The 19,075-nt window shown below is 38.2% G+C and carries 21 protein-coding genes; 14 read left to right on the forward strand and 7 right to left on the reverse strand.

Annotated elements, in window-relative coordinates; all coding sequences use genetic code 11:
• Window positions 1-6: 6 nt before the first annotated feature.
• Both ACLCEG_RS08510 and ACLCEG_RS08515 read left to right on the forward strand, forming a co-directional pair.
• A complete protein-coding gene (locus ACLCEG_RS08510; protein ID WP_002052588.1) occupies window positions 7-1,068 on the forward strand; it encodes a sulfate/molybdate ABC transporter ATP-binding protein in 1,062 nt (353 codons plus the stop codon).
• Between the two features lie 71 nt (window positions 1,069-1,139).
• A complete protein-coding gene (locus ACLCEG_RS08515; RefSeq protein ID WP_019457256.1) occupies window positions 1,140-2,063 on the forward strand; it encodes a CysB family HTH-type transcriptional regulator in 924 nt (307 codons plus the stop codon).
• A gap of 84 nt (window positions 2,064-2,147) precedes the next feature.
• Here ACLCEG_RS08515 and carO read toward each other — a convergent pair whose 3' ends face one another.
• On the reverse strand, window positions 2,148-2,888 hold the full coding sequence (gene carO / locus ACLCEG_RS08520; RefSeq protein ID WP_410567094.1) for an ornithine uptake porin CarO type 3: 741 nt from the start codon (window positions 2,886-2,888) through the stop codon (window positions 2,148-2,150).
• Between the two features lie 284 nt (window positions 2,889-3,172).
• Here carO and dapD point away from each other — a divergent pair, with 284 nt between their 5' ends.
• The 8 genes from dapD to ACLCEG_RS08560 all read left to right on the forward strand — a co-directional run bounded on the left by dapD (window position 3,173) and on the right by ACLCEG_RS08560 (window position 8,265).
• Window positions 3,173-3,994, forward strand: a complete 822-nt coding sequence (dapD, locus tag ACLCEG_RS08525; protein ID WP_410567096.1) for a 2,3,4,5-tetrahydropyridine-2,6-dicarboxylate N-succinyltransferase — start codon at window positions 3,173-3,175, stop codon at window positions 3,992-3,994.
• A 99-nt stretch (window positions 3,995-4,093) separates the two neighbouring features.
• Window positions 4,094-4,804: a 7-carboxy-7-deazaguanine synthase QueE gene (gene queE / locus ACLCEG_RS08530; RefSeq protein WP_004699930.1), complete on the forward strand. Its 711-nt coding sequence runs from the start codon at window positions 4,094-4,096 to the stop codon at window positions 4,802-4,804.
• A gap of 40 nt (window positions 4,805-4,844) precedes the next feature.
• Window positions 4,845-5,516 carry a 7-cyano-7-deazaguanine synthase QueC gene (queC, locus tag ACLCEG_RS08535; RefSeq protein ID WP_001247780.1) on the forward strand — a complete coding sequence of 224 codons (672 nt, stop codon included), beginning with the start codon at window positions 4,845-4,847 and terminating at the stop codon, window positions 5,514-5,516.
• Window positions 5,517-5,529: 13 nt separating this feature from the next.
• Complete coding sequence (locus tag ACLCEG_RS08540; protein ID WP_004699929.1) at window positions 5,530-5,946, forward strand: hypothetical protein; 417 nt, start codon at window positions 5,530-5,532, stop codon at window positions 5,944-5,946.
• A gap of 91 nt (window positions 5,947-6,037) precedes the next feature.
• Window positions 6,038-6,724, forward strand: a complete 687-nt coding sequence (locus ACLCEG_RS08545; RefSeq protein WP_410567098.1) for a diphthine--ammonia ligase — start codon at window positions 6,038-6,040, stop codon at window positions 6,722-6,724.
• A gap of 17 nt (window positions 6,725-6,741) precedes the next feature.
• Complete coding sequence (locus ACLCEG_RS08550) at window positions 6,742-7,203, forward strand: peroxiredoxin (RefSeq protein ID WP_410567100.1); 462 nt, start codon at window positions 6,742-6,744, stop codon at window positions 7,201-7,203.
• Window positions 7,204-7,321: 118 nt separating this feature from the next.
• Complete coding sequence (locus tag ACLCEG_RS08555; protein ID WP_410567102.1) at window positions 7,322-7,891, forward strand: CAP domain-containing protein; 570 nt, start codon at window positions 7,322-7,324, stop codon at window positions 7,889-7,891.
• A gap of 11 nt (window positions 7,892-7,902) precedes the next feature.
• Window positions 7,903-8,265, forward strand: coding sequence for a glyoxalase superfamily protein (locus ACLCEG_RS08560; RefSeq protein ID WP_410567104.1), 363 nt, complete (start codon window positions 7,903-7,905; stop codon window positions 8,263-8,265).
• An 11-nt stretch (window positions 8,266-8,276) separates the two neighbouring features.
• Here ACLCEG_RS08560 and ACLCEG_RS08565 read toward each other — a convergent pair whose 3' ends face one another.
• Window positions 8,277-8,852: a nicotinate-nicotinamide nucleotide adenylyltransferase gene (locus tag ACLCEG_RS08565; RefSeq protein ID WP_191012001.1), complete on the reverse strand. Its 576-nt coding sequence runs from the start codon at window positions 8,850-8,852 to the stop codon at window positions 8,277-8,279.
• 109 nt (window positions 8,853-8,961) lie between these two features.
• Between ACLCEG_RS08565 and ACLCEG_RS08570 the strand changes: the two genes are divergently transcribed.
• On the forward strand, window positions 8,962-9,762 hold the full coding sequence (locus tag ACLCEG_RS08570) for an enoyl-CoA hydratase-related protein (protein ID WP_410567106.1): 801 nt from the start codon (window positions 8,962-8,964) through the stop codon (window positions 9,760-9,762).
• Here the strand turns inward: ACLCEG_RS08570 and ACLCEG_RS08575 are convergent.
• Together ACLCEG_RS08575 and ACLCEG_RS08580 are read right to left on the reverse strand one after the other, a co-directional pair.
• Window positions 9,755-10,069 carry an NGG1p interacting factor NIF3 gene (locus tag ACLCEG_RS08575; protein WP_068565524.1) on the reverse strand — a complete coding sequence of 105 codons (315 nt, stop codon included), beginning with the start codon at window positions 10,067-10,069 and terminating at the stop codon, window positions 9,755-9,757. The two genes, ACLCEG_RS08570 and ACLCEG_RS08575, sit on opposite strands and share 8 nt — an antisense overlap.
• 68 nt (window positions 10,070-10,137) lie before the next feature.
• A complete protein-coding gene (locus ACLCEG_RS08580; protein ID WP_410567108.1) occupies window positions 10,138-10,263 on the reverse strand; it encodes a KGW motif small protein in 126 nt (41 codons plus the stop codon).
• A 171-nt stretch (window positions 10,264-10,434) separates the two neighbouring features.
• On the opposite strand from ACLCEG_RS08580, the gene ACLCEG_RS08585 reads away from it, so the two are divergent.
• The gene (locus ACLCEG_RS08585; RefSeq protein WP_031981976.1) at window positions 10,435-11,028 is read left to right on the forward strand and encodes a hypothetical protein; all 594 of its coding nucleotides are present in this window, start codon (window positions 10,435-10,437) and stop codon (window positions 11,026-11,028) included.
• On the opposite strand, the gene ACLCEG_RS08590 is transcribed toward ACLCEG_RS08585, so the two are convergent.
• From ACLCEG_RS08590 to purL, 3 genes are all read right to left on the reverse strand, one after another.
• Window positions 11,023-11,481 (reverse strand): hypothetical protein, encoded by a 459-nt coding sequence (locus ACLCEG_RS08590; protein ID WP_410567110.1) that lies wholly within the window; start codon window positions 11,479-11,481, stop codon window positions 11,023-11,025. The genes ACLCEG_RS08585 and ACLCEG_RS08590 overlap by 6 nt on opposite strands.
• A gap of 135 nt (window positions 11,482-11,616) precedes the next feature.
• The gene (locus ACLCEG_RS08595) at window positions 11,617-12,834 is read right to left on the reverse strand and encodes a multidrug effflux MFS transporter (protein ID WP_410567112.1); all 1,218 of its coding nucleotides are present in this window, start codon (window positions 12,832-12,834) and stop codon (window positions 11,617-11,619) included.
• Between the two features lie 82 nt (window positions 12,835-12,916).
• Window positions 12,917-16,750: a phosphoribosylformylglycinamidine synthase gene (gene purL, locus ACLCEG_RS08600; RefSeq protein WP_410567114.1), complete on the reverse strand. Its 3,834-nt coding sequence runs from the start codon at window positions 16,748-16,750 to the stop codon at window positions 12,917-12,919.
• A 309-nt stretch (window positions 16,751-17,059) separates the two neighbouring features.
• On the opposite strand from purL, the gene ACLCEG_RS08605 reads away from it, so the two are divergent.
• Together ACLCEG_RS08605 and ACLCEG_RS08610 are read left to right on the forward strand one after the other, a co-directional pair.
• Window positions 17,060-18,400: a deoxyguanosinetriphosphate triphosphohydrolase gene (locus tag ACLCEG_RS08605; RefSeq protein WP_004699901.1), complete on the forward strand. Its 1,341-nt coding sequence runs from the start codon at window positions 17,060-17,062 to the stop codon at window positions 18,398-18,400.
• Window positions 18,400-19,068 (forward strand): hypothetical protein, encoded by a 669-nt coding sequence (locus ACLCEG_RS08610; RefSeq protein ID WP_410567116.1) that lies wholly within the window; start codon window positions 18,400-18,402, stop codon window positions 19,066-19,068. Before ACLCEG_RS08605 ends, ACLCEG_RS08610 begins: the two co-directional genes overlap by 1 nt.
• The last annotated feature ends 7 nt before the right edge of the window (window positions 19,069-19,075 follow it).

Raw genomic sequence — 19,075 nt, forward strand, 5'->3', positions numbered from 1 at the left:
GAAATCATGAGTATTCAAGTTAAGAACATTGAAAAACACTTTGGTGCATTCCATGCGCTTAAAAATATTTCCCTAGATTTTCCAGAGGGCGAACTGGTTGCGCTACTCGGACCATCTGGCTGCGGTAAAACCACACTACTGCGTATTATTGCTGGTTTAGAGTCAGCAGATGGCGGTCAAGTGTTACTTGAAGGCGAAGATGCAACTAATGTCCATGTTCGCGAACGTCAAGTCGGCTTTGTATTTCAGCACTATGCTTTATTCCGTCACATGACTGTATTTGACAATATTGCCTTTGGTTTACGTGTTCGCCCTCGTGCGACCCGTCCTTCGGAAGCTGAGATTAAAAAACGTGTTACTCGTCTGCTTGACCTAGTTCAACTGGGCTTTTTAGCAGACCGTTACCCTGCTCAGCTTTCTGGTGGTCAACGTCAACGTATTGCTTTAGCCCGTGCGTTGGCAGTAGAGCCACGAGTCTTATTACTTGATGAACCATTTGGCGCACTTGATGCCAAAGTCCGTAAAGAATTACGTCGCTGGTTACGCAACTTGCATGACGAATTGCATATCACTTCAATTTTCGTAACCCATGACCAAGAAGAAGCTCTTGAAGTAGCTGACCAGATTATTGTGATGAATAAAGGTAACGTCGAACAAATTGGTTCACCACGTGAAGTCTACGAAAAACCTGCAACACCATTTGTATTTGATTTCTTGGGTCAAGCAAATCGTTTTGAAGGTGAACATGCCGGCGGTATTATCCGTATTGGCAATGATCGTATCGAATTACCGACTACAGTTCAGGCACCGCAAGGAAAAGTGATTGCTTTTGCCCGTCCGGATGAGTTACATATTCATTCGCAACCACAGGCAAATACAATTGAAGCAACTTTTGTACGTGAAGTCTGGATTGCTGGAAAAGTAGTGGCGGAATTACAAGATCGTAATGGACGTTTAATTGAGATTGCTCTGAGCAGTGAAGCTGCAAAACAACATGCATTTAAACCAAATCAAACTGTTTGGGTCAGTGCATCTCAACTTCATCTATTTGCAGATCAAGTTGCTTAAGGAATTATTTGGTGAGGAATCATGTCGCGGAATTTAAAGCCGTTCCTCACCTCTTTCGAGGAAAAGTGTAAATGAACTTTCAACAATTAAGAATTATCCGAGAAACAGTACGCCAAAACTTTAATTTAACGGAAGCATCTGCCGCGTTATACACCTCTCAATCAGGTGTAAGTAAACATATTAAAGATTTAGAAGATGAATTAGGTGTACAACTTTTCGTTCGTAAAGGTAAACGTTTACTTGGTTTAACTGAACCGGGCCAATCACTACTTAGCATTGTAGAGCGTATGCTTGTAGATGCGGAAAATATTAAACGTCTTGCCGATGACTTTAATAAAGTGGATGAAGGTACGTTAACAATTGCGACAACGCATACTCAAGCACGTTATGTACTACCACCGATCGTCAATCAATTTAAAAAGCTCTTCCCTAAAGTACATTTGATTTTGCAACAAGCCAGCCCCGTTGAAATTTCAGAAATGCTTTTACAAGGTGAAGCAGATATTGGTATTGCGACAGAGTCTTTAACAACTGAAGAAAACTTAGCAAGTATTCCATACTATCAATGGCAACACAGTATTATTACTCCGCAAGATCACCCGCTTGCAAAGCTCAATAAGATTGATCTTGATGCTTTATCTGAATATCCGCTAATTACTTATCACGGTGGTTTTACAGGCCGTTCAAAAATTGATAAAGCATTTGAAGACGCTCAAATCGATGCTGATATTGTAATGTCTGCTCTTGATGCCGATGTTATTAAAACGTATGTAGAACTTGGGATGGGTGTCGGAATTGTCAACGATGTTGCTTACGATGCAGAACGTGACTATCGTTTAAAGCAAATTAAAACTGATATCTTTGGTGTTAACACCACATGGATTGCTGTTCGTAAAGGTCATTTATTACGTGGTTACGGTTATGAGTTTATTTCTTTATGCTCACCCGATGCTGATATTAAAGCCCTCAAGAAAATTGCTTATCCAGATGAATAAAAATTAAGAATAAAATAAAAGAGCTGAATAGCTCTTTTATTAAGTTCAAAAAAAAACGAGCCGAAGCTCGTTTTTTTGTATTTATTACCAGAAGAAGTTCACACCAACTTTACCCACTGGTAACCATTTATATTTGTCATCGTTAGCAATCTTACGAGCTTCAGCATTCACTGCTTCTTCAAGAGACTGACTGCCACCTGTAATTGCTGAACCAGTTGAAACTAGTTTTACAGTTGGGTTACCAGTGTAGTAAGCACCTACTTCACCGAATACACCCCAGTTTTTATTGATTTTAGGTGCAATACCAAAACCTAAATAAGGAGCTATGTCATTTTTATATGACATTTTACCGCTAATTTTTACACCATCAGCACCCGCAATAAAGTCTTGATCATTTACGCGGAACGAACGAGTAGCGTCAACATTACGATTTAAATCATAATCATTATCAAGATATGCAGCACCAGCAGCTACATACAAGCCCTGAGCCCAACGGTTAGAACTTGCACCCCATGGATGAATTTCAGCGTTTAAATAAACGTTGTTATTATCCATATCTAGGTCATATGTTGAACCATTGACTTTTACATCATCAGACCAAGAAATATCACCACCATTATAACCCAATGCTAAACCAACGTATGGGTTTGCTTGCCATAATAAAGCACCACCGTAGCCTGTAGTACCAACTTCAGCACGAGCGCCTACTGGAATTAATTGGTTCTTATCGAATGCATAACTGTCATGAACAACAGCTTCATCTGCCATTGCAGCGCCAGCAGCAAGTAAATCTGTAGTTGTCACTAAAACACGTAATACTTTCATCGTTTTCTCCTCAAGAAAAGGCTCTGTTTTTAATTTTTCAGCTTGTGACAAAAATTATATTCAAGAGCATAGAGTCTTTTTTATACAAAAACTGCTAGATTTCTGTTATTTTTTGATACAAATTGAGTTAAATTTTTATTTCCAAATCATTTTTGTGTAAAAAACACTTGATTATCTAATAAGCTTTTCCACTTTAACTCTCGCTTTAAACGTAACACGTTTTTTCAAAGATTCTTGTCACAAATTAGTGTAAAATCTTTAAAATTTTTTATGGAAGGAAGATCATGTCTCAGCTTTCTACGATCATTGAGCAAGCATTCGAAGACCGCGCAAACTTTACTGCAGCAGATTGCTCAAGCGAAATTCGCCAAGCTGTTGAAGAAGCCATTGCTGGATTAGATAACGGTACACTTCGTGTTGCAGAGAAAATCAATGGTGAATGGGTTGTTCATCAATGGTTAAAAAAAGCTGTTTTATTATCATTTAAAATCAATGACAATAAACCAATCGAGTCATGTGATCTTCGTTTCTACGACAAAGTTGAAACTAAATTCTCTGGTTGGACTGAAGAGCAATTTAAAGCTGCTGGTGTGCGTGTTGTGCCTCCTGCTGTTGCTCGTCGTGGTAGCTTCCAAGCTAAAAATGTGGTGTTAATGCCATCTTATGTCAACATTGGTGCTTATGTAGATGAAGGCACAATGGTTGATACATGGGCAACTGTAGGTTCATGTGCTCAAATTGGTAAAAACGTTCACTTGTCTGGTGGTGTAGGTATTGGCGGTGTTTTAGAGCCTTTACAAGCTAACCCGACAATTATTGAAGATAACTGTTTTATCGGTGCGCGTTCTGAAATCGTTGAAGGCGTTATTGTCGAAGAAGGTTCAGTTATCTCAATGGGTGTTTTCATCGGTCAATCAACCAAGATTTATGACCGCGAAACTGGCGAAATCCATTACGGTCGTGTACCAGCAGGTTCAGTTGTAGTTTCAGGTAGCTTGCCATCTAAATGTGGTACTTACAGCTTATATGCTGCAATCATCGTGAAAAAAGTTGATGCAAAAACACGTGCAAAAACTAGCTTGAACGATTTGTTACGTGCTGACTAATTTGTTATAACTCTCTTGCGGAGCTTCAATCGCTCCTCATCTCTACGATCAACACTGATCGTAGAGATTTTATTTTTTATATAATGTGGTATTTCTAGAATGGCTTCCTTACGTTCCTCTGCAATTCCTGTCTCTGACCCTGCGTCTGGTTTACGCATTACCGAGATTTTTTACTCGTTGCAGGGTGAAGCAAATGCCTCTGGTCTACCGACTGTATTTATTCGTCTCACAGGCTGTCCTTTACGTTGTACATATTGCGATACTACTTATTCTTTTGAAGGTGGCGAGCGTTTATCACTTGAGCACATTATTGAAACGGCTGAAAAATATAAAACCCCTTATATTTGTGTGACTGGTGGTGAACCTTTAGCGCAGCCAAATTGCTTAATTTTATTACAACGTTTATGCGATGCAGGTTTTGACGTTTCTTTAGAGACCAGTGGTGCCCTCGATGTGTCAAAAGTAGACCCACGCGTTTCTAAAGTCCTCGATTTAAAAACTCCAACTTCTGGTGAAGAACATCGTAATCTCATCAGCAATCTTGACTATCTAACTTCACATGACCAAATCAAATTTGTGATTTGTAACCGTGAAGATTATGAATGGTCAAAGCAACAAGTTGAACAATATCAACTGCAAACTAAAGTCAGTACCGTTTGGTTCTCCCCTGCTTTTGCAGTTGAAAAAGGTGCTGTTGGCCTACCACGTTTAGCACGTGATCTGGCACAGTGGATACTGGACGATAAAATGCCTGTTCGTTTCCAACTACAGTTACATAAACTGCTTTGGAATGATGAATCAGGTCGTTAATCGCTCAATAAAATAAATTATTCCGAATATGGAGAAAAATATGCGCCCTCGTGCCATTGTTTTACTTTCAGGCGGCTTAGACTCAACCACTTGCCTAGCTTGGGCACAAGCGCGCTATGAATGTATTGCTATTAGTTTTATGTATGGTCAACGCTCAACCACTGAACTCGATGCAGCAAAAGCATTAGCTCAACGTGCTGGTGTTGAACATCGTGTTATTAATATCGATTTAGCGAATTTAGGTGGATCTGCACTTACAGACCATAACATTGCTGTACCAGAACAATTACAAGAAGGCATTCCTGTAACTTATGTACCAGCACGTAACACAATTTTCCTTTCATATGCCTTAGCAGCAGCCGAAGTATTCAATGCTGAAGCAATTGTGATTGGTATCAATGCTGTTGATTATTCAGGATATCCTGATTGTCGCCCAGAATTTATTGATGCTTTTGCCAATATGGCTCGTTTAGCAACAAAAGCTGGCGTTGAAGGAAAACCTCTTAAATTTGAAACACCCCTGTTACATTTATCCAAAGCGAATATTATACGTTTAGGGATTGAACATGGCGTAGACTATAGCCAAACGGTATCTTGCTACCAAGCAGATGCTCAAGGACGTGCGTGTGGCAAGTGTGACAGTTGCCGTTTACGCAAAGAAGGCTTTATCGATGCTGGTGTTACCGATCCAACACGCTATATACCGCAATAAGTAGGTAAAATTTATGAAGTTGTTAAAATCAAATCTTATTCTTTCATCTTTATTCTCAGCAGTTGCACTTATGGCTGGTTCAGCTCATGCAGCTGAAAACCCAGTTCAAGCGGCATATAAAAGCACTAACGTTAAAGGTGCATTAATCAACGTTTGTAAAGACCAAACTGCAAAAGGCGGTAAATTAAGTTCAGCTGAAGTTAGCAAATTCTGTAGCTGCCAAGTTGATGCTCAAGGTAAAGTAACTGAAGCTCAAAAATGGGAAATTCAAAGCGCAATCAATGCGAAGAAAAGCCCAAGCTCTTTAGCTTTTGTACAACAACAAAACCGTGATCTTAAAGCATGTTTTGGTCCTCAGTTAACAACTAAACTTGAAAAGTTAACTGAAGATGCGATGAAAGCAGCTCAACAACAAGCTCCTAAAAAATAAGCTTTTATTGAGTCAAATTAAGCCTGCATTTTTGCAGGCTTTTTTTATAGCTCTGTTAAAATAACACTTATTTAGTCATTCGAAATAAACCATGCAAGAACAATGGAAAACCAACGCAACTGATAAAAAGTCTATTGTCTCATTTAGTGGAGGTAAAGACAGCTCTCTTGCTCTCTACCACGCTATAAAAACTGGCAAGGTAATGGGTTTAATTGTTATGCTGGAAGAGCATGGCCAACGTTCTCGTTCGCATGCAATGCCACTTGATATTATTCAGGCGCAAGCGCAAGCAATTGGCTTACCCGTATTTATGGCTTCATCTAGCTGGAATGACTATGAAAGTAAATTCATTAGCTTACTGAATGAAGCCAAACAGAAAGGTGCAGAGGTGTTGGTTACAGGTGATCTAGATATGCCTGAACATGGTTGTTGGCATGACCGTGTCACTCAAACAGTGGGGCTTAAATTAGGCATGCCACTCTGGCTACGCCCCCACCGTGAAGTAGTTGAAGAGTTCATTCAATTTGGATTTAAAAGTGTATTAGTTACTGTTAATCTTAAACTAGGAATGAAAGTAGAAGATTTAGGTAAAACTTTAACTTTAGAATATATACAAGAGCTTGAAAACCGTGGCATTGATCCATGTGGTGAGGGCGGCGAATTCCATACCACTGTCGTTGACGGTCCAATTTTTAACAAAGCTATTCCTGTAAGAAAACTCGATATTGTTTATCATGAAGAATATGCTTTTCTACCACTTGAATTAGATCAAATTTAACTTTTAAAGGATAAGAAATGTCTGAGAATATTCAACTGCCAAATCAAGTATTTCCTACTACACACGGCGAAGTTAATTTGGCTGAAGTCGATAATGAATGGCTGATTATTTACTTCTACCCTAAAGATTCAACACCAGGCTGTACCACACAAGCTGTCGGTTTTTCTTGTTTAAAAGACCAGTTTGATGCTTTGGGCGCTCGTATTTACGGTGTCTCTCGCGACTCGGTAAAAGCTCATCAGAACTTTACAGAAAAGCAGGCACTGACTATTGATCTGATTAGTGATAATGAAGAAGTGCTCTGTAATCATTTTGATGTCATTAAAGAAAAGAATATGTATGGTAAAAAAGTAATGGGTATTGAGCGCTCTACCTTTATTTTCCATAACAAAACTTTAGTTAAAAGTTACCGCAAAGTAAAAGCTGCTGGGCATGCTGAACAAGTTCTAGAAGACTTAAAAATATTACAATCAGCTTAATAAACTTAAGTAGAGAAAAGCGAGTCTAATACTCGCTTTTCTCATGTACAAAAATCACTCAACCAGTTCAATTTGGCGTATGATAAAAATATTAAAATAATTCAAATGAAGACAGGCTATGAATCTACTTAAAGTTTCTATTTTATCGGTTTGTAGTCTTATTTTAACTGCATGTTCTGTAAACTCTTCGAGTATGCCTCCGACTCTTAGTTCTTCTACCCCACAAATTCAGAAATCCCCTATAGAAATAAGCTGCCAAGATTTACAAAACCCTGCCTATCAACAAGCTATGCTTAATACTATTAATCAAATTCGCCAGCAATCACGCCAGTGTGGTCAGCAGTATTTTTCTGCAACTACGCCGCTGAGTTGGAATAATAATTTATACCAAGGTGCACTCTCTCATAGTCAAGATATGGCAACACATAACTTTCTTGGACATGTTGGATCAACAGGACTAGATTTAAAGTCACGTTTAAAACTTTATAATTCACTTGGTAAAGCCAATGGTGAAAATGTTGCGAGTGGACAGAAAACTTTAAATGAAGTAATGACAAAATGGCTAGCAAGCCCTCTACATTGTAGTAACCTAATGAACCCTAAGTTTACAACTTATGCAATCGCTTGTGCTTCGGATCACTCCGCTAAACAAAAGAGTTACTGGACACAACAATTTGGTACACGTTAAAAGGAAAAATGATGCAATCTGGTTCGATTACCCCTATTTTAAGAGTTTTTGATGTCGCGTTAGCTCAATCATTTTATCTTGATTTCTTAGGCTTTCAGCTTGATTGGCAACACCAATTTGAAGATAACTTTCCGTTGTATTTACAAATCTCCAAAGATGATTGCATCATTCATCTCTCTGAGCATTTTGGAGATGCAAGTCCGCATAGCGCAATTCGTATTTATTGGGAACATATTTATGAGTTACATAGTGAACTCAGTCAAAAAGATTATAAATTTTCTAAACCTCAGGTTGAAAAAACAGATTGGGAAACACTTGAACTCAGCATCACCGATCCTTTTTCCAACCGACTTATATTTTGGGCAGATGCTTAATCCACATACAGTTATTCAATTTCATCCAAGTTAGAGCGGTCATCCTCTTCAAAACGTTGTTGCAATTGTTGATAAGTCCGTGTTTTTTTAAATTCATCCAAAAATTGAATAGTTCCTACTGGAAAAAATTCCGTTTGGATTTCCCCACGATAATATGCTTCACGCATTGGAGTGGCTGAAATAGAATCCTTTAAGCTATCCAGTTCCACCATAATCCACTCAGGAAATAGTCTCAAATAATAAGAAGACTCATCCTTAAAATGCCCAATCAAACCAACTTTTGAGTTCGGTTCTATTACATCATTTACCAGTGATTTGACTTGTTTTACCCACTTCTCATCATTGTAAACATCTACGACATGTACAAACCGAATACGCTTTTGCTCATCCGGTGAAAAATTTGACAAGATCATTTGCTCGCGCTCTACTGCTAAGAACGGATTCTTGATATTGCGCTCCATTTGAGCAGAGCCTAATGCTAAAACGACATAATGGCTTTGCTGCAAAGCAATTTCAATTGTCTGCATATGAGCCAAATGAAATGGTTGAAAACGCCCTATAAAAACGAGATAGTCAAATGTATACATAATGAGTTTTTCACTTTTTATGAACTCACCAGTTACGCTTATTACAAAAAATATGCGCCATAATGAGAACCTAAAAATCAACAACGTGGTTTAAAGCAAGGATAGTACGATGACACTTAGCTGTATTCAACAACCTCATGAACATTTACAAGCAAATTTACAAGGTGGCGTACTCACCTTAGCCATAAATCGCCCAGAAGCAAAAAATGCATTATATGGCGAACTTTACTTATGGATTGCTCAAGCACTTGATGAAGCTGACCAAAATAAAGATGTACGAGTAGTCGTTTTACGTGGTGTTGAACAAGATTTTACCGCTGGTAATGATATGAAAGACTTTATGGGTTTTGTACAAAATCCTAATGCAGGTCCAGCAGGTCAAGTTCCTCCATTTGTACTCCTTAAATCTGCTGCCAAATTATCGAAACCGCTGATTATTGCAGTAAAAGGTGTAGCAATTGGTATTGGTGTTACGATTTTATTACATGCAGACTTAGTATTTGCTGACAACACTGCCCTATTCCAAATTCCATTTGTAAGTCTTGGCCTTTCTCCAGAAGGTGGTGCTAGCCAACTATTGGTTAAACAAGCCGGCTATCACAAAGCAGCTGAACTTTTGTTTACTGCGAAAAAATTTAATGCAGAAACGGCAACACAAGCTGATTTAGTGAATGAAGTCGTTGAAGATTCTTACGCATCTGCTCAGGCAACTGCTCAACACTTAGCAGCATTACCACTTGCTTCACTAAAACAAACAAAAGCATTGATGAAGCATGATCTGGATAAGATCATTGCATGTATTGATCATGAAGCTGAAATCTTTATGCAACGCGTTCAATCGCCTGAAATGCTAGAAGCTGTACAGGCATTTATGCAGAAACGTAAACCAGATTTCTCACAATTTAACTAATATCCAAAATTTGGATAAACTCAAAGGCAGGCTCTTCGTAAGGATGGCTTGCCTTTAATGCTTTCGCAACCTCACTTGCCTTTTCTTCAAGTACAATTGTTTCAACACGCCATTCTTCAATTTGTTCGAGTTCACCGAGCTGTCCAATATAGGGATCAGCGCCTTTGACTGGTTTAAACTGCCCGATCCCTTTGACTTGCCATGCGCAGTGTTCATAGTTACCTATACCACCTGCTCCGGCCGCAAATATGGACTGTTTAGTCGATTCAAGATGTGACTCAGGTACGTAATAGATTAACTTTAACATCTGTAAAATGACCCAAAAATATTGAACTTATGTTAAAGCATACCTTTTAAGAATACGCTAAATCAAAGTCAGCTTATGATGGCCAAATAGTTTGCTCCAATAAAAAGAATTTGAATAGCAAGCGCCAAACCAAATAAACGCCAGCCTCTGTCTTTTGTAGACATTGTTCCCATATGATTTTTGTTTTTCATCATTTTGATCTCCGATTTTTATCGTTGTTACAGAGAAAGCAAAAATTGAACCAACTTCCTTAAAGTATAATTTAATATAAATTTACCTTACCCATCGAAATATTTTTCTTATTAAATTGTTTTTTGTGTAACTTATCAAATAACATGTTAATAAATATTTAGGCCAAAAGAAAAATGACTAATTCATTCATAAATCAATGGAAGTTTTTTTATCCTAATAAACTTCCAATTTCACATTGTTTTCGACAATATTTTTCACAATTTTGGTTCCGAATTCATAGTCTTCCAGAATCAAAAAGATATGCAGATACACCTGCAGAATATGAATTATTATTAAATCGTCATAATCAAATTATTGATGACTGTTTCGATTCTAATGCTTCTATTTTTATTGTTACCGGTCATTATTTCAGTCAAAGCGATAATAATAAAATATATGATCCAACTTTAAGGCTCAAATACGAATTTCATCCAGAAAAAGAAATAAATCTAACACAAGCTAATCCCGAATATTATGATGATGACGAAGAAGATCATTTCTATAGACCGTATTCCATCAATGAAATTTGGAAAAAGAATGAACACAATGATTTATTAAAAAAGATCGCCGACGATGAGGTTCGAGCCTTTATGATTTCTTTTGAGCAAAATATAATTATTGCTCCATATGATGGTGGCATTGATTTTATTATCTTTAATGACGCCAAGAGGAATGAGTTAATAAATAAGTATAAAGATTGGCTTTCACCACGAGCTGATGGATTATAGAACTTTAGGAATATTAAATAATACATCTGTAATCTCTAAAGATTTTGGAGATAAATTTAATGAGAAATTATAATTCCCTATGAGTGGATGATCTTCTATTGGTAATGAATCTATATAATTTCTTTGCTTTATCCGATGAGTATGAGCTATACAATATCCATCATTGTATCTAGAAAAAGTTCTTGTGTATGAATCAACAAGAATTACTCTAACCTGGAAATAATCACCATATAGAGTATCTGCTGATATTTTATGATCTTTATCAAGTGCAATTTTTATGACAGCCTCAATCAAATCCTCTCTTTTTTTCTTATGAATTGCTAAATAATCATCTAGATAGCTCGAGAATTTATTATTTACGTTCTTTAAAAATTCATCATTTATGAAAGAGTTACTATTTAATAGATCAAATGTTAAGGAAAACTCACCTATTGAAAAACAATGTGTATACAAAACACCGATTGCCTAAAAACCCTCACAATCATGATAACGATTAACAAACTTATCTAGTAATACAGTTGCAGTATCTAATAATCTTTTCTTCATTTATTTAAAGACAATAATATATAAATAAAACTTTTATCATGATTAATCAAAGATTTGATTATCTACAATCTTTAACTGCCTCTTCTCATATACGGTCATCATCAATGCTAAACCACATAAAATGGCGAAGCCACCAGTCATTGGTATTAATGTCCCATCATATAATTGCCCAATAATAGAGGCAAGAATAAGTGACAAGACAGACGAAGCTGCACCAATAATGGCCGATGCCATGCCGGCAACATGCCCCATCGGCTCCATTGCAATCGCATTTAAGTTACCAAATAAAGTTCCAAATAATAAAAACAGAATGCAGGCATAAAGCATAAACATCCAAAATGCTACAGTCACACCTACAAGTTGAATCCCTAAGAAAATGAGTGAAATTAAGCAAAGACCGAGAAAGCCATAAATACAGATTGGACGCATACCAAACTTCATCACAATTTTAGAGTTGGTAAATGAAGCAATTCCCATCACACCCGCAAGCACAGCAAAGTAAGCACTAAACTCTTGCCCAGTTTTACCAAATTGCTGCATAAAAATTTGTTGAGAAGTTCCTAAATAGCCAATAAATCCACCAAAGCAAAAGCCTGCACATAACAAATAGCTCATGGTGGTTTTGTTACTCACTACTTCTTTAAAGCCCTCTTGAAATGCTTGTAAACGCATAGGTAAACGGTTTTCAGGAAGTAGCGTCTCTTCTAATCGTAAAGCGACCCATGCCCCAACCACTGTGGCATAGACCATATATAAAACAAAAATATCACGCCAACCAAAGAAATGAATAATAAGCTGTCCCAGACTTGGTGCAATCGCTGGAGCGACCATAAATACCATCATAATTAAGGACATGATACGGGCCATTTGAGCACCGCTATATTTATCTCGTACAATCGAAATAGAGGCAACGTAAGGCCCAGAAACCCCAATACCTTGAATAAAGCGCCCTACTAAAAACCATTCAAAACTTTGTGTGGTAAAGCACAATAAACTTCCCAAAAAGTAAATGATGATCCCAGCAAATAAAATGCGTTTACGCCCGATCGCATCAGATAGCGGTCCAGCAATAAGTTGCCCTATCGTCATACCAGAAAAAATACCAATAATGACCCATTGTGTCTGATTATTATTCTTTAAGTTAAAAACTCGTCCAATCTCACCTAAAGCAGGTAAAACTGCATCTATTGAAAAAGAAACAATAGACATGAGTAATGCCATCAGAAGTGCAAACTCACGGAAATGGATTTTTGATTTCATTTTTATTCTCTACTATTTATTCTATTCACATTGTACTACATACAAATAAGCCACCTTACGGTGGCTTATTTCAATTTTTATATTAACCAATAAACTTACGTGCGTTACGGAACATACGTAACCATGCACCATCTTCAGTCCACTCTTCGGGACTCCAAGAGTGTTGAATTGCGCGGAAAGTACGCTCTGGGTGTGGCATCATAATCGTTGCACGACCATCTTTAGACGTTACACCCGTAATCGCTTCCGGCGAACCGTTCGGGTTCAATGGATAATGTTGAGTCGGGTTACCGTGGCTATCAACATAGCGCAATGCAACTTGGTTAGCTGCATTCAAGCTTGCTATGTTAGCTTCGCTTGCAACTGCACGACCTTCACCATGTGCAACAGCAATTGGTAAAATCGAACCTTCCATACCATCAAGTAATACAGAAACAGATTTTTCAACACGAACGTTTACGCTACGCGCTTCAAAAACTTCTGACATATTGCGGTGGAAACGTGGCCAGTGTTCAGCACCCGGAATAAGCGGTGCTAATTGTGACAACATTTGGCAACCATTACAGATACCCAAGCTAAACGTACCTTCACGGTGGAAGAATTGTTCAAACTGATCACGTAACTTCGCATTGAACAGAACTGATTTTGCCCAGCCACCGCCTGCACCCATTACGTCACCGTAAGAGAAACCACCACAAGTCACTAAACCTTCGAAATCACTTAGGCTTACACGACCAGCAAGTAAGTCGCTCATGTGTACGTCAATCGTATTAAAGCCAACTTTGTCGAAAGCTGCTGCCATTTCAATATGACCATTTACACCCTGCTCACGCAAGATTGCCATATTAGGACGACGGCTATTAATAAACGGCGCTTCAATAGGTTCATTTAAATCAAATGTAGGTTTTGCAATTAAACCTTGATGTGATTTATCAGTAATTAAAGCAAATTCTTGATCAGCAGTTTCAACGTTATCACGTAAACGTTGGATCTGATGAGAGACTTCAGACCAAGCCTGTTGTAACTCGGCACGCTCTAAAGTCAAACCATTTACAGATAATTGGTCAGTGTTATTTACGCGGCCAACTACAGCAATTGCATCTTTCAGGCTAGACGCAGCAACTTCTGTTTGTAAAGCTTTCCAATCAGCTGCTTTGATTTGAACAACTGCACCAATTTCTTCTGCAAATAAGCCCGCAGTAGTTTGGTTTTCTAATGCCACACCTAAACGTGAAGCAAACATCATTTCAGCTACAGTTGCGAGTAAACCACCATCACCGATGTCATGGTAAGCTTGAATCAACCCACGGTTATTCCAGTCTTGAATTAAAGCAAAGAACGCTTTGAAATCATCAAAACTATCAACATCAGGAGTGATTGAACCAATTGCTTTATATACTTGAGCAAGAATCGAACCACCTAAACGGAACTGACCTTTAGATAAATCAATACGTACAAGTACTGAATCTTCTAAATTCTTAAGTTCAGGTGTTAAAGTCTTACGAACATCAGCTACAGGAGCAAATGCAGTGATTACACCCGTCATTGGAGATGTTACAGCTTTATCTTCGCCGCTGTCATTCCAAGTGGTACGCATTGAAAGTGAATCTTTACCTACAGGAATCGCAATTCCTAAAGCAGGACACATTTCCATACCAATCGCTTTCACACCTTCAAACAATGCTTGGTCTTCACCTTTTTGACCAGCAGCAGCCATCCAGTTTGCAGAAAGTTTGATATCGCTAATTTGTTCAATGTTTGCACATGCAATATTGGTAATTGCTTCAGCAACTGCCAAACGAGCAGACGCTGCTGGATTTAACAATGCAACTGGTGGACGTTCACCCATTGCCATTGCTTCACCAGTGAAGCCTTGTAGGCTTGTAGTTGTTACTGCTGCATCCGCAACAGGAATTTGCCAACGACCAACCATTTGATCACGTGCAACCATACCAGTAATTGAACGGTCACCAATAGTAATCAAGAATGATTTAGACGCAACTGTAGGATTTTTCAATACGCGGAAAATCGCATCTTTCAAATCAACTTTTGAAGCGTCAAATTCGTTACCTTTACGCTCAATTGTTTCATAAGAACGTTGCATACGCGGTGTACCACCAAGCATCACTTGCATTGGGATATCAACTGCATTGTTCTCGAACAATGGATCTTCAACAGTTAAATGACGTGCTTCAGTTGCTTCACCTAATACGGCAAATGGACAACGTTCACGTGCACAGATTGCTTCGAACTGCTCTAAAGACTCTGGACGAATTGCAAGAACATAACGCTCTTGTGCTTCGTTTGACCAGATTTCCATTGGGCTCATGCCCGGCTCTAATGAAGGAATCTTACGAAGGTTAAGAACTGCACCTAACTCATGGTCATTTACAAGTTCAGGCATAGCATTTGATAGACCACCCGCACCAACGTCGTGTACAGAAACGATTGGGTTGAAATCTTCTAAGCGCCAGCATGTATCGATCACTTCTTGACAACGGCGTTCCATTTCTGGGTTTTCACGTTGTACAGAAGCAAAGTCAAGGCTTTCACCCATTGTACCGCTGTCTACAGAAGATGCTGCACCGCCACCAAGACCGATTAACATTGCAGGGCCACCCAATACAATGAGCAAGTCACCTGGTTGAATCGCATCTTTTTCTACATGGTCAGGACGGATGTTACCGTAACCACCAGCGATCATGATTGGCTTATGGAAGCCCTTCACTTCACCATTTACGTTCTGTTCGAAAGTACGGAAATAACCATTTAAAGCAGGACGACCGAATTCGTTGTTAAATGCCGCGCCGCCTAATGGACCTTCAATCATAATTTGTAATGGCGATGCCATACGTGAAGGTTTACCGTAGTTTTCTTCCCAAGGTTGTTCAAAACCAGGAATATTTAAGTTAGAAACTGTAAAGCCTGTTAAACCCGCTTTTGGTTTACCACCACGACCAGTTGCACCTTCATCACGGATTTCACCGCCTGAACCAGTAGCAGCACCAGCAAATGGAGAAATTGCTGTTGGATGGTTGTGAGTTTCAACCTTCATTAAAATATGAGCGGCTTGGCTCTTATATTTATAGACAAAATGACCATTTTCATCTGCTTTTGGATAAAAACGCATCGTGTCATAACCAACAATTACAGAAGCGTTATCTTTATATGCTGATAACACATCAGTTGGTGATTCTTTATAAGTATTTTTAATCATTTGGAACAATGATAATGGTTGTTTTTCACCATCAATTGTCCATTCAGAACCAAAGATTTTATGACGACAGTGTTCAGAGTTTGCTTGTGCAAACATCATTAACTCGATGTCATTTGGGTTACGGCCAAGTCGAGTGAACGCTTCAGTTAAATAATCAATTTCTTGTTCAGATAACGCAAAACCAAATTCATTGTTGGCTTTTACTAATGCTTCTTTACCTTCACCTAAGATATCAATTGAGTTTAAAGGTTTTGGAGCTGTTTCTGAAAAGAGCGCTTTTGCATCATCAATTTGAGCAAAAACAGTTTCTGTCATACGGTCATGAAGTACTTGTTTTACTTCATTAGAAATTTCAGAAACACCTTTTAACGTAAATAAAAGACCACGTTCTAAACGGTGAACTGGCGTATTACAGTTCTTGAAAATATCAGTTGCTTTAGAAGACCAAGGTGAAATAGTACCCACACGTGGTGTTACTAAAATCTGAATCTCATCACTTGCAGGTTGACGAAGTTCAAAAGACTCACCGTCATTTAATAATTGCAAAGCAGATTGATGTTGCTGCTCGTTGAGCGCTTGATCAAACAAATAGACCCATTGGCTGTCAAAAGATTGAACAGAACTAATTGACGATAAACGTGTTAATAGTTGAGCTTTCTTAAAAGAAGAATGTGCTGCTGCACCGGCCACGATAAACATGTTGATTTTGGCTCCACGGGCAGGTCTTGTGAACCTTACCGCAATGTGACTTTAGAGAGAGCGCATATTCTACTGTGTCTTGCTAAAATCAGCTAGATGTAGAATCAGTATTCTGTAACCTAATTCTGCAAGAAGTGATGTGTTTTTTGTTCAAAATCATTTTTTTAAGCATTATAGGTAAAAATAAATTGTTTCATGTTTATTCAATAACATAATAAAACCTGAACTAAGACAAACTATGTCGCACCACGCTAGTGCTTTTAAGTTTTTTTTGGCATGATCAGACTTTATAGTTTTGAATAATGATAAATGGAACAAATGCGTTGGTTAGAACTGCTTTCTGCAGTTCGTTTAGGTAGTAAAAAAAGTAGTACAGAGTTGGCTCGTAGCCCGTTTCATAAAGATTATGACCGCATTATATTTTCACAAAGTTTTCGTCAGTTAAACCGTAAAACTCAAGTTCACCCCTTAGCACAGCATGACGGGATCCACACCCGTTTAACTCACTCCCTTGAGGTTTCCTGTATTGGCCGTTCCATGGGTATGCTGGCAGCCGAAAAAATAAAAGATGAATTGCCCGTTTGGATTTCTCCTGCCGATGTCGGTGCAATCATTCAAGCAGCCTGCCTTGCTCATGATATTGGCAACCCACCCTTTGGTCATGCCGGCGAGTATGCGATTCGTGAATGGTTTGACGATGCCTCACATAATGATTTTCTAAAAAAATTAACTCCCGAAGAAGAAGCCGATGTTCGTCAGTTTGAAGGCAATGCTCAAGGTTTACGCCTCTTAACCCGTATTGACTATCATCCAGACGATGGAGGTATGCGTTTAACTTACGCGACCCTAGGAGCATATTTAAAATATCCTTGGCTTTCAAAAACTATAGCTTCTCAAGGTGATCGTCCATCACACCAACGAGCCAAATTTGGTTGCTATCAGTCTGAAAAAGAAATTTTAAAGCAAATTGCTGAACAGCTTGGTCTCATTCAATTAGGTGAATACCATTACTGCCGCCACCCGCTTACCTATTTACTAGAAGCTGCAGACGATATTTGCTATGCCCTCATTGATTTAGAAGATGGCATTATTTTAAATATGCTGAATTACCAAGAAGTTGAACCCATTTTTCTGAATTTAATTGCAGATTATGGCCAACCTGAAGAGTTATCAATGCCAAGTAGTACATGGCAACAAAAAATTTCGGCATTACGTGGTCGTGTCATGAAACGTTTAGTTGATGAAGTCACTACCGCTTTTGCCAAACATCAGTATGAAATTATTACAGGTCAGCTGCAAGGTAGCCTTTTACAATACTGCTCACCAGATATTGCTAAAGGGATTGAAACAGCCAAAAATCTGGCGCGTGAAAAAATCTTTGAACACCCACAGAAGTCTGGTTTAGAAATTATTGCACATCAAAGTTTGCAAACTATTCTTGACGCGTTTGTACCATTAACCATGCCGCATAAATCTTTAAGCTTTAAAGAACAACGTTTAATGTCGATCCTTCATTTGTACGGTGCCCGCTTTAGCAATAACCACTACAGCAATATCATGCAGGTACTCGATATTATCAGTAAGTTTTCAGATCATCAGGCTTATAGCTTGGCGCAAGAGCTACAAGGTAATAAAATAGGTCTGTTTTAATGATAAGTAGACATGTTGATAGAGGGCTTTATCCATCATCTTTTATGTATTCAGATCAGTGGGTAAAATGTCCTAAATGTTCTCATCTGAGTATCCTGAAATATGACAGTCCTTTGTCAACAGTAAATGCGCCTTATCAAGGAACTTTTTCTTTTAGTTGTTTAAATTGTTGTTATCAAATTAAAGCTGAAGAGAGTTCGATATCGAGTCGTCACAATGGTCATTTTTACGCCACAGCTTACCAGCGTTGCCAAAGTTGTGGTGGGTCATGGATCAAGGCAAATCAAAAGCTGAATAATTCAGGAGCTTATCCTCTGTATATTCAAGCTAAATGTCATCTATGCCAAAATTTTTCAAAATTTGAAAAATATAATGTAGCTTTTGTTTTAGACCAAAAATTTGGTTTTACACACTATGGTCTTGAACTTTATCTAAAAACTTCAAGTAGGCATGGAGACATATACGTTTATAGCCCTGCACATTTAAAAGAATTAAAAATATTCGTTGAAGCTAATTTAAGAGAAAGAACTAAACAGACTGGTAATAACAGTTATTTTTCACGTCTACCTACATGGATAAAATCCACACGAAATCGAAAAGAAATTTTAAAAGCCATTTTGCGTTTAGAACAAATGGCATCTACTATTCAACCATTAACAAATAAGTGAAAGATTC

The sequence above is a fragment of the Acinetobacter sp. H1(2024) genome, assembly GCF_046557555.1.
Lineage (GTDB): Bacteria > Pseudomonadota > Gammaproteobacteria > Pseudomonadales > Moraxellaceae > Acinetobacter > Acinetobacter seifertii.

Excerpts from the sequence above, each read along its gene's own strand:
- ACLCEG_RS08510 (WP_002052588.1), top strand. The coding sequence starts at position 7 with ATGAGTATTCAAGTTAAGAACATTGAAAAACACTTTGGTGCATTCCAT.
- ACLCEG_RS08515 (WP_019457256.1), top strand. The coding sequence starts at position 1,140 with ATGAACTTTCAACAATTAAGAATTATCCGAGAAACAGTACGCCAAAAC.
- carO (WP_410567094.1), bottom strand. The coding sequence starts at position 2,888 with ATGAAAGTATTACGTGTTTTAGTGACAACTACAGATTTACTTGCTGCT.
- dapD (WP_410567096.1), top strand. The coding sequence starts at position 3,173 with ATGTCTCAGCTTTCTACGATCATTGAGCAAGCATTCGAAGACCGCGCA.
- queE (WP_004699930.1), top strand. The coding sequence starts at position 4,094 with ATGGCTTCCTTACGTTCCTCTGCAATTCCTGTCTCTGACCCTGCGTCT.
- queC (WP_001247780.1), top strand. The coding sequence starts at position 4,845 with ATGCGCCCTCGTGCCATTGTTTTACTTTCAGGCGGCTTAGACTCAACC.
- ACLCEG_RS08540 (WP_004699929.1), top strand. The coding sequence starts at position 5,530 with ATGAAGTTGTTAAAATCAAATCTTATTCTTTCATCTTTATTCTCAGCA.
- ACLCEG_RS08545 (WP_410567098.1), top strand. The coding sequence starts at position 6,038 with ATGCAAGAACAATGGAAAACCAACGCAACTGATAAAAAGTCTATTGTC.
- ACLCEG_RS08550 (WP_410567100.1), top strand. The coding sequence starts at position 6,742 with ATGTCTGAGAATATTCAACTGCCAAATCAAGTATTTCCTACTACACAC.
- ACLCEG_RS08555 (WP_410567102.1), top strand. The coding sequence starts at position 7,322 with ATGAATCTACTTAAAGTTTCTATTTTATCGGTTTGTAGTCTTATTTTA.
- ACLCEG_RS08560 (WP_410567104.1), top strand. The coding sequence starts at position 7,903 with ATGCAATCTGGTTCGATTACCCCTATTTTAAGAGTTTTTGATGTCGCG.
- ACLCEG_RS08565 (WP_191012001.1), bottom strand. The coding sequence starts at position 8,852 with ATGTATACATTTGACTATCTCGTTTTTATAGGGCGTTTTCAACCATTT.
- ACLCEG_RS08570 (WP_410567106.1), top strand. The coding sequence starts at position 8,962 with ATGACACTTAGCTGTATTCAACAACCTCATGAACATTTACAAGCAAAT.
- ACLCEG_RS08575 (WP_068565524.1), bottom strand. The coding sequence starts at position 10,069 with ATGTTAAAGTTAATCTATTACGTACCTGAGTCACATCTTGAATCGACT.
- ACLCEG_RS08580 (WP_410567108.1), bottom strand. The coding sequence starts at position 10,263 with ATGATGAAAAACAAAAATCATATGGGAACAATGTCTACAAAAGACAGA.
- ACLCEG_RS08585 (WP_031981976.1), top strand. The coding sequence starts at position 10,435 with ATGACTAATTCATTCATAAATCAATGGAAGTTTTTTTATCCTAATAAA.
- ACLCEG_RS08595 (WP_410567112.1), bottom strand. The coding sequence starts at position 12,834 with ATGAAATCAAAAATCCATTTCCGTGAGTTTGCACTTCTGATGGCATTA.
- purL (WP_410567114.1), bottom strand. The coding sequence starts at position 16,750 with ATGTTTATCGTGGCCGGTGCAGCAGCACATTCTTCTTTTAAGAAAGCT.
- ACLCEG_RS08605 (WP_004699901.1), top strand. The coding sequence starts at position 17,060 with ATGGAACAAATGCGTTGGTTAGAACTGCTTTCTGCAGTTCGTTTAGGT.
- ACLCEG_RS08610 (WP_410567116.1), top strand. The coding sequence starts at position 18,400 with ATGATAAGTAGACATGTTGATAGAGGGCTTTATCCATCATCTTTTATG.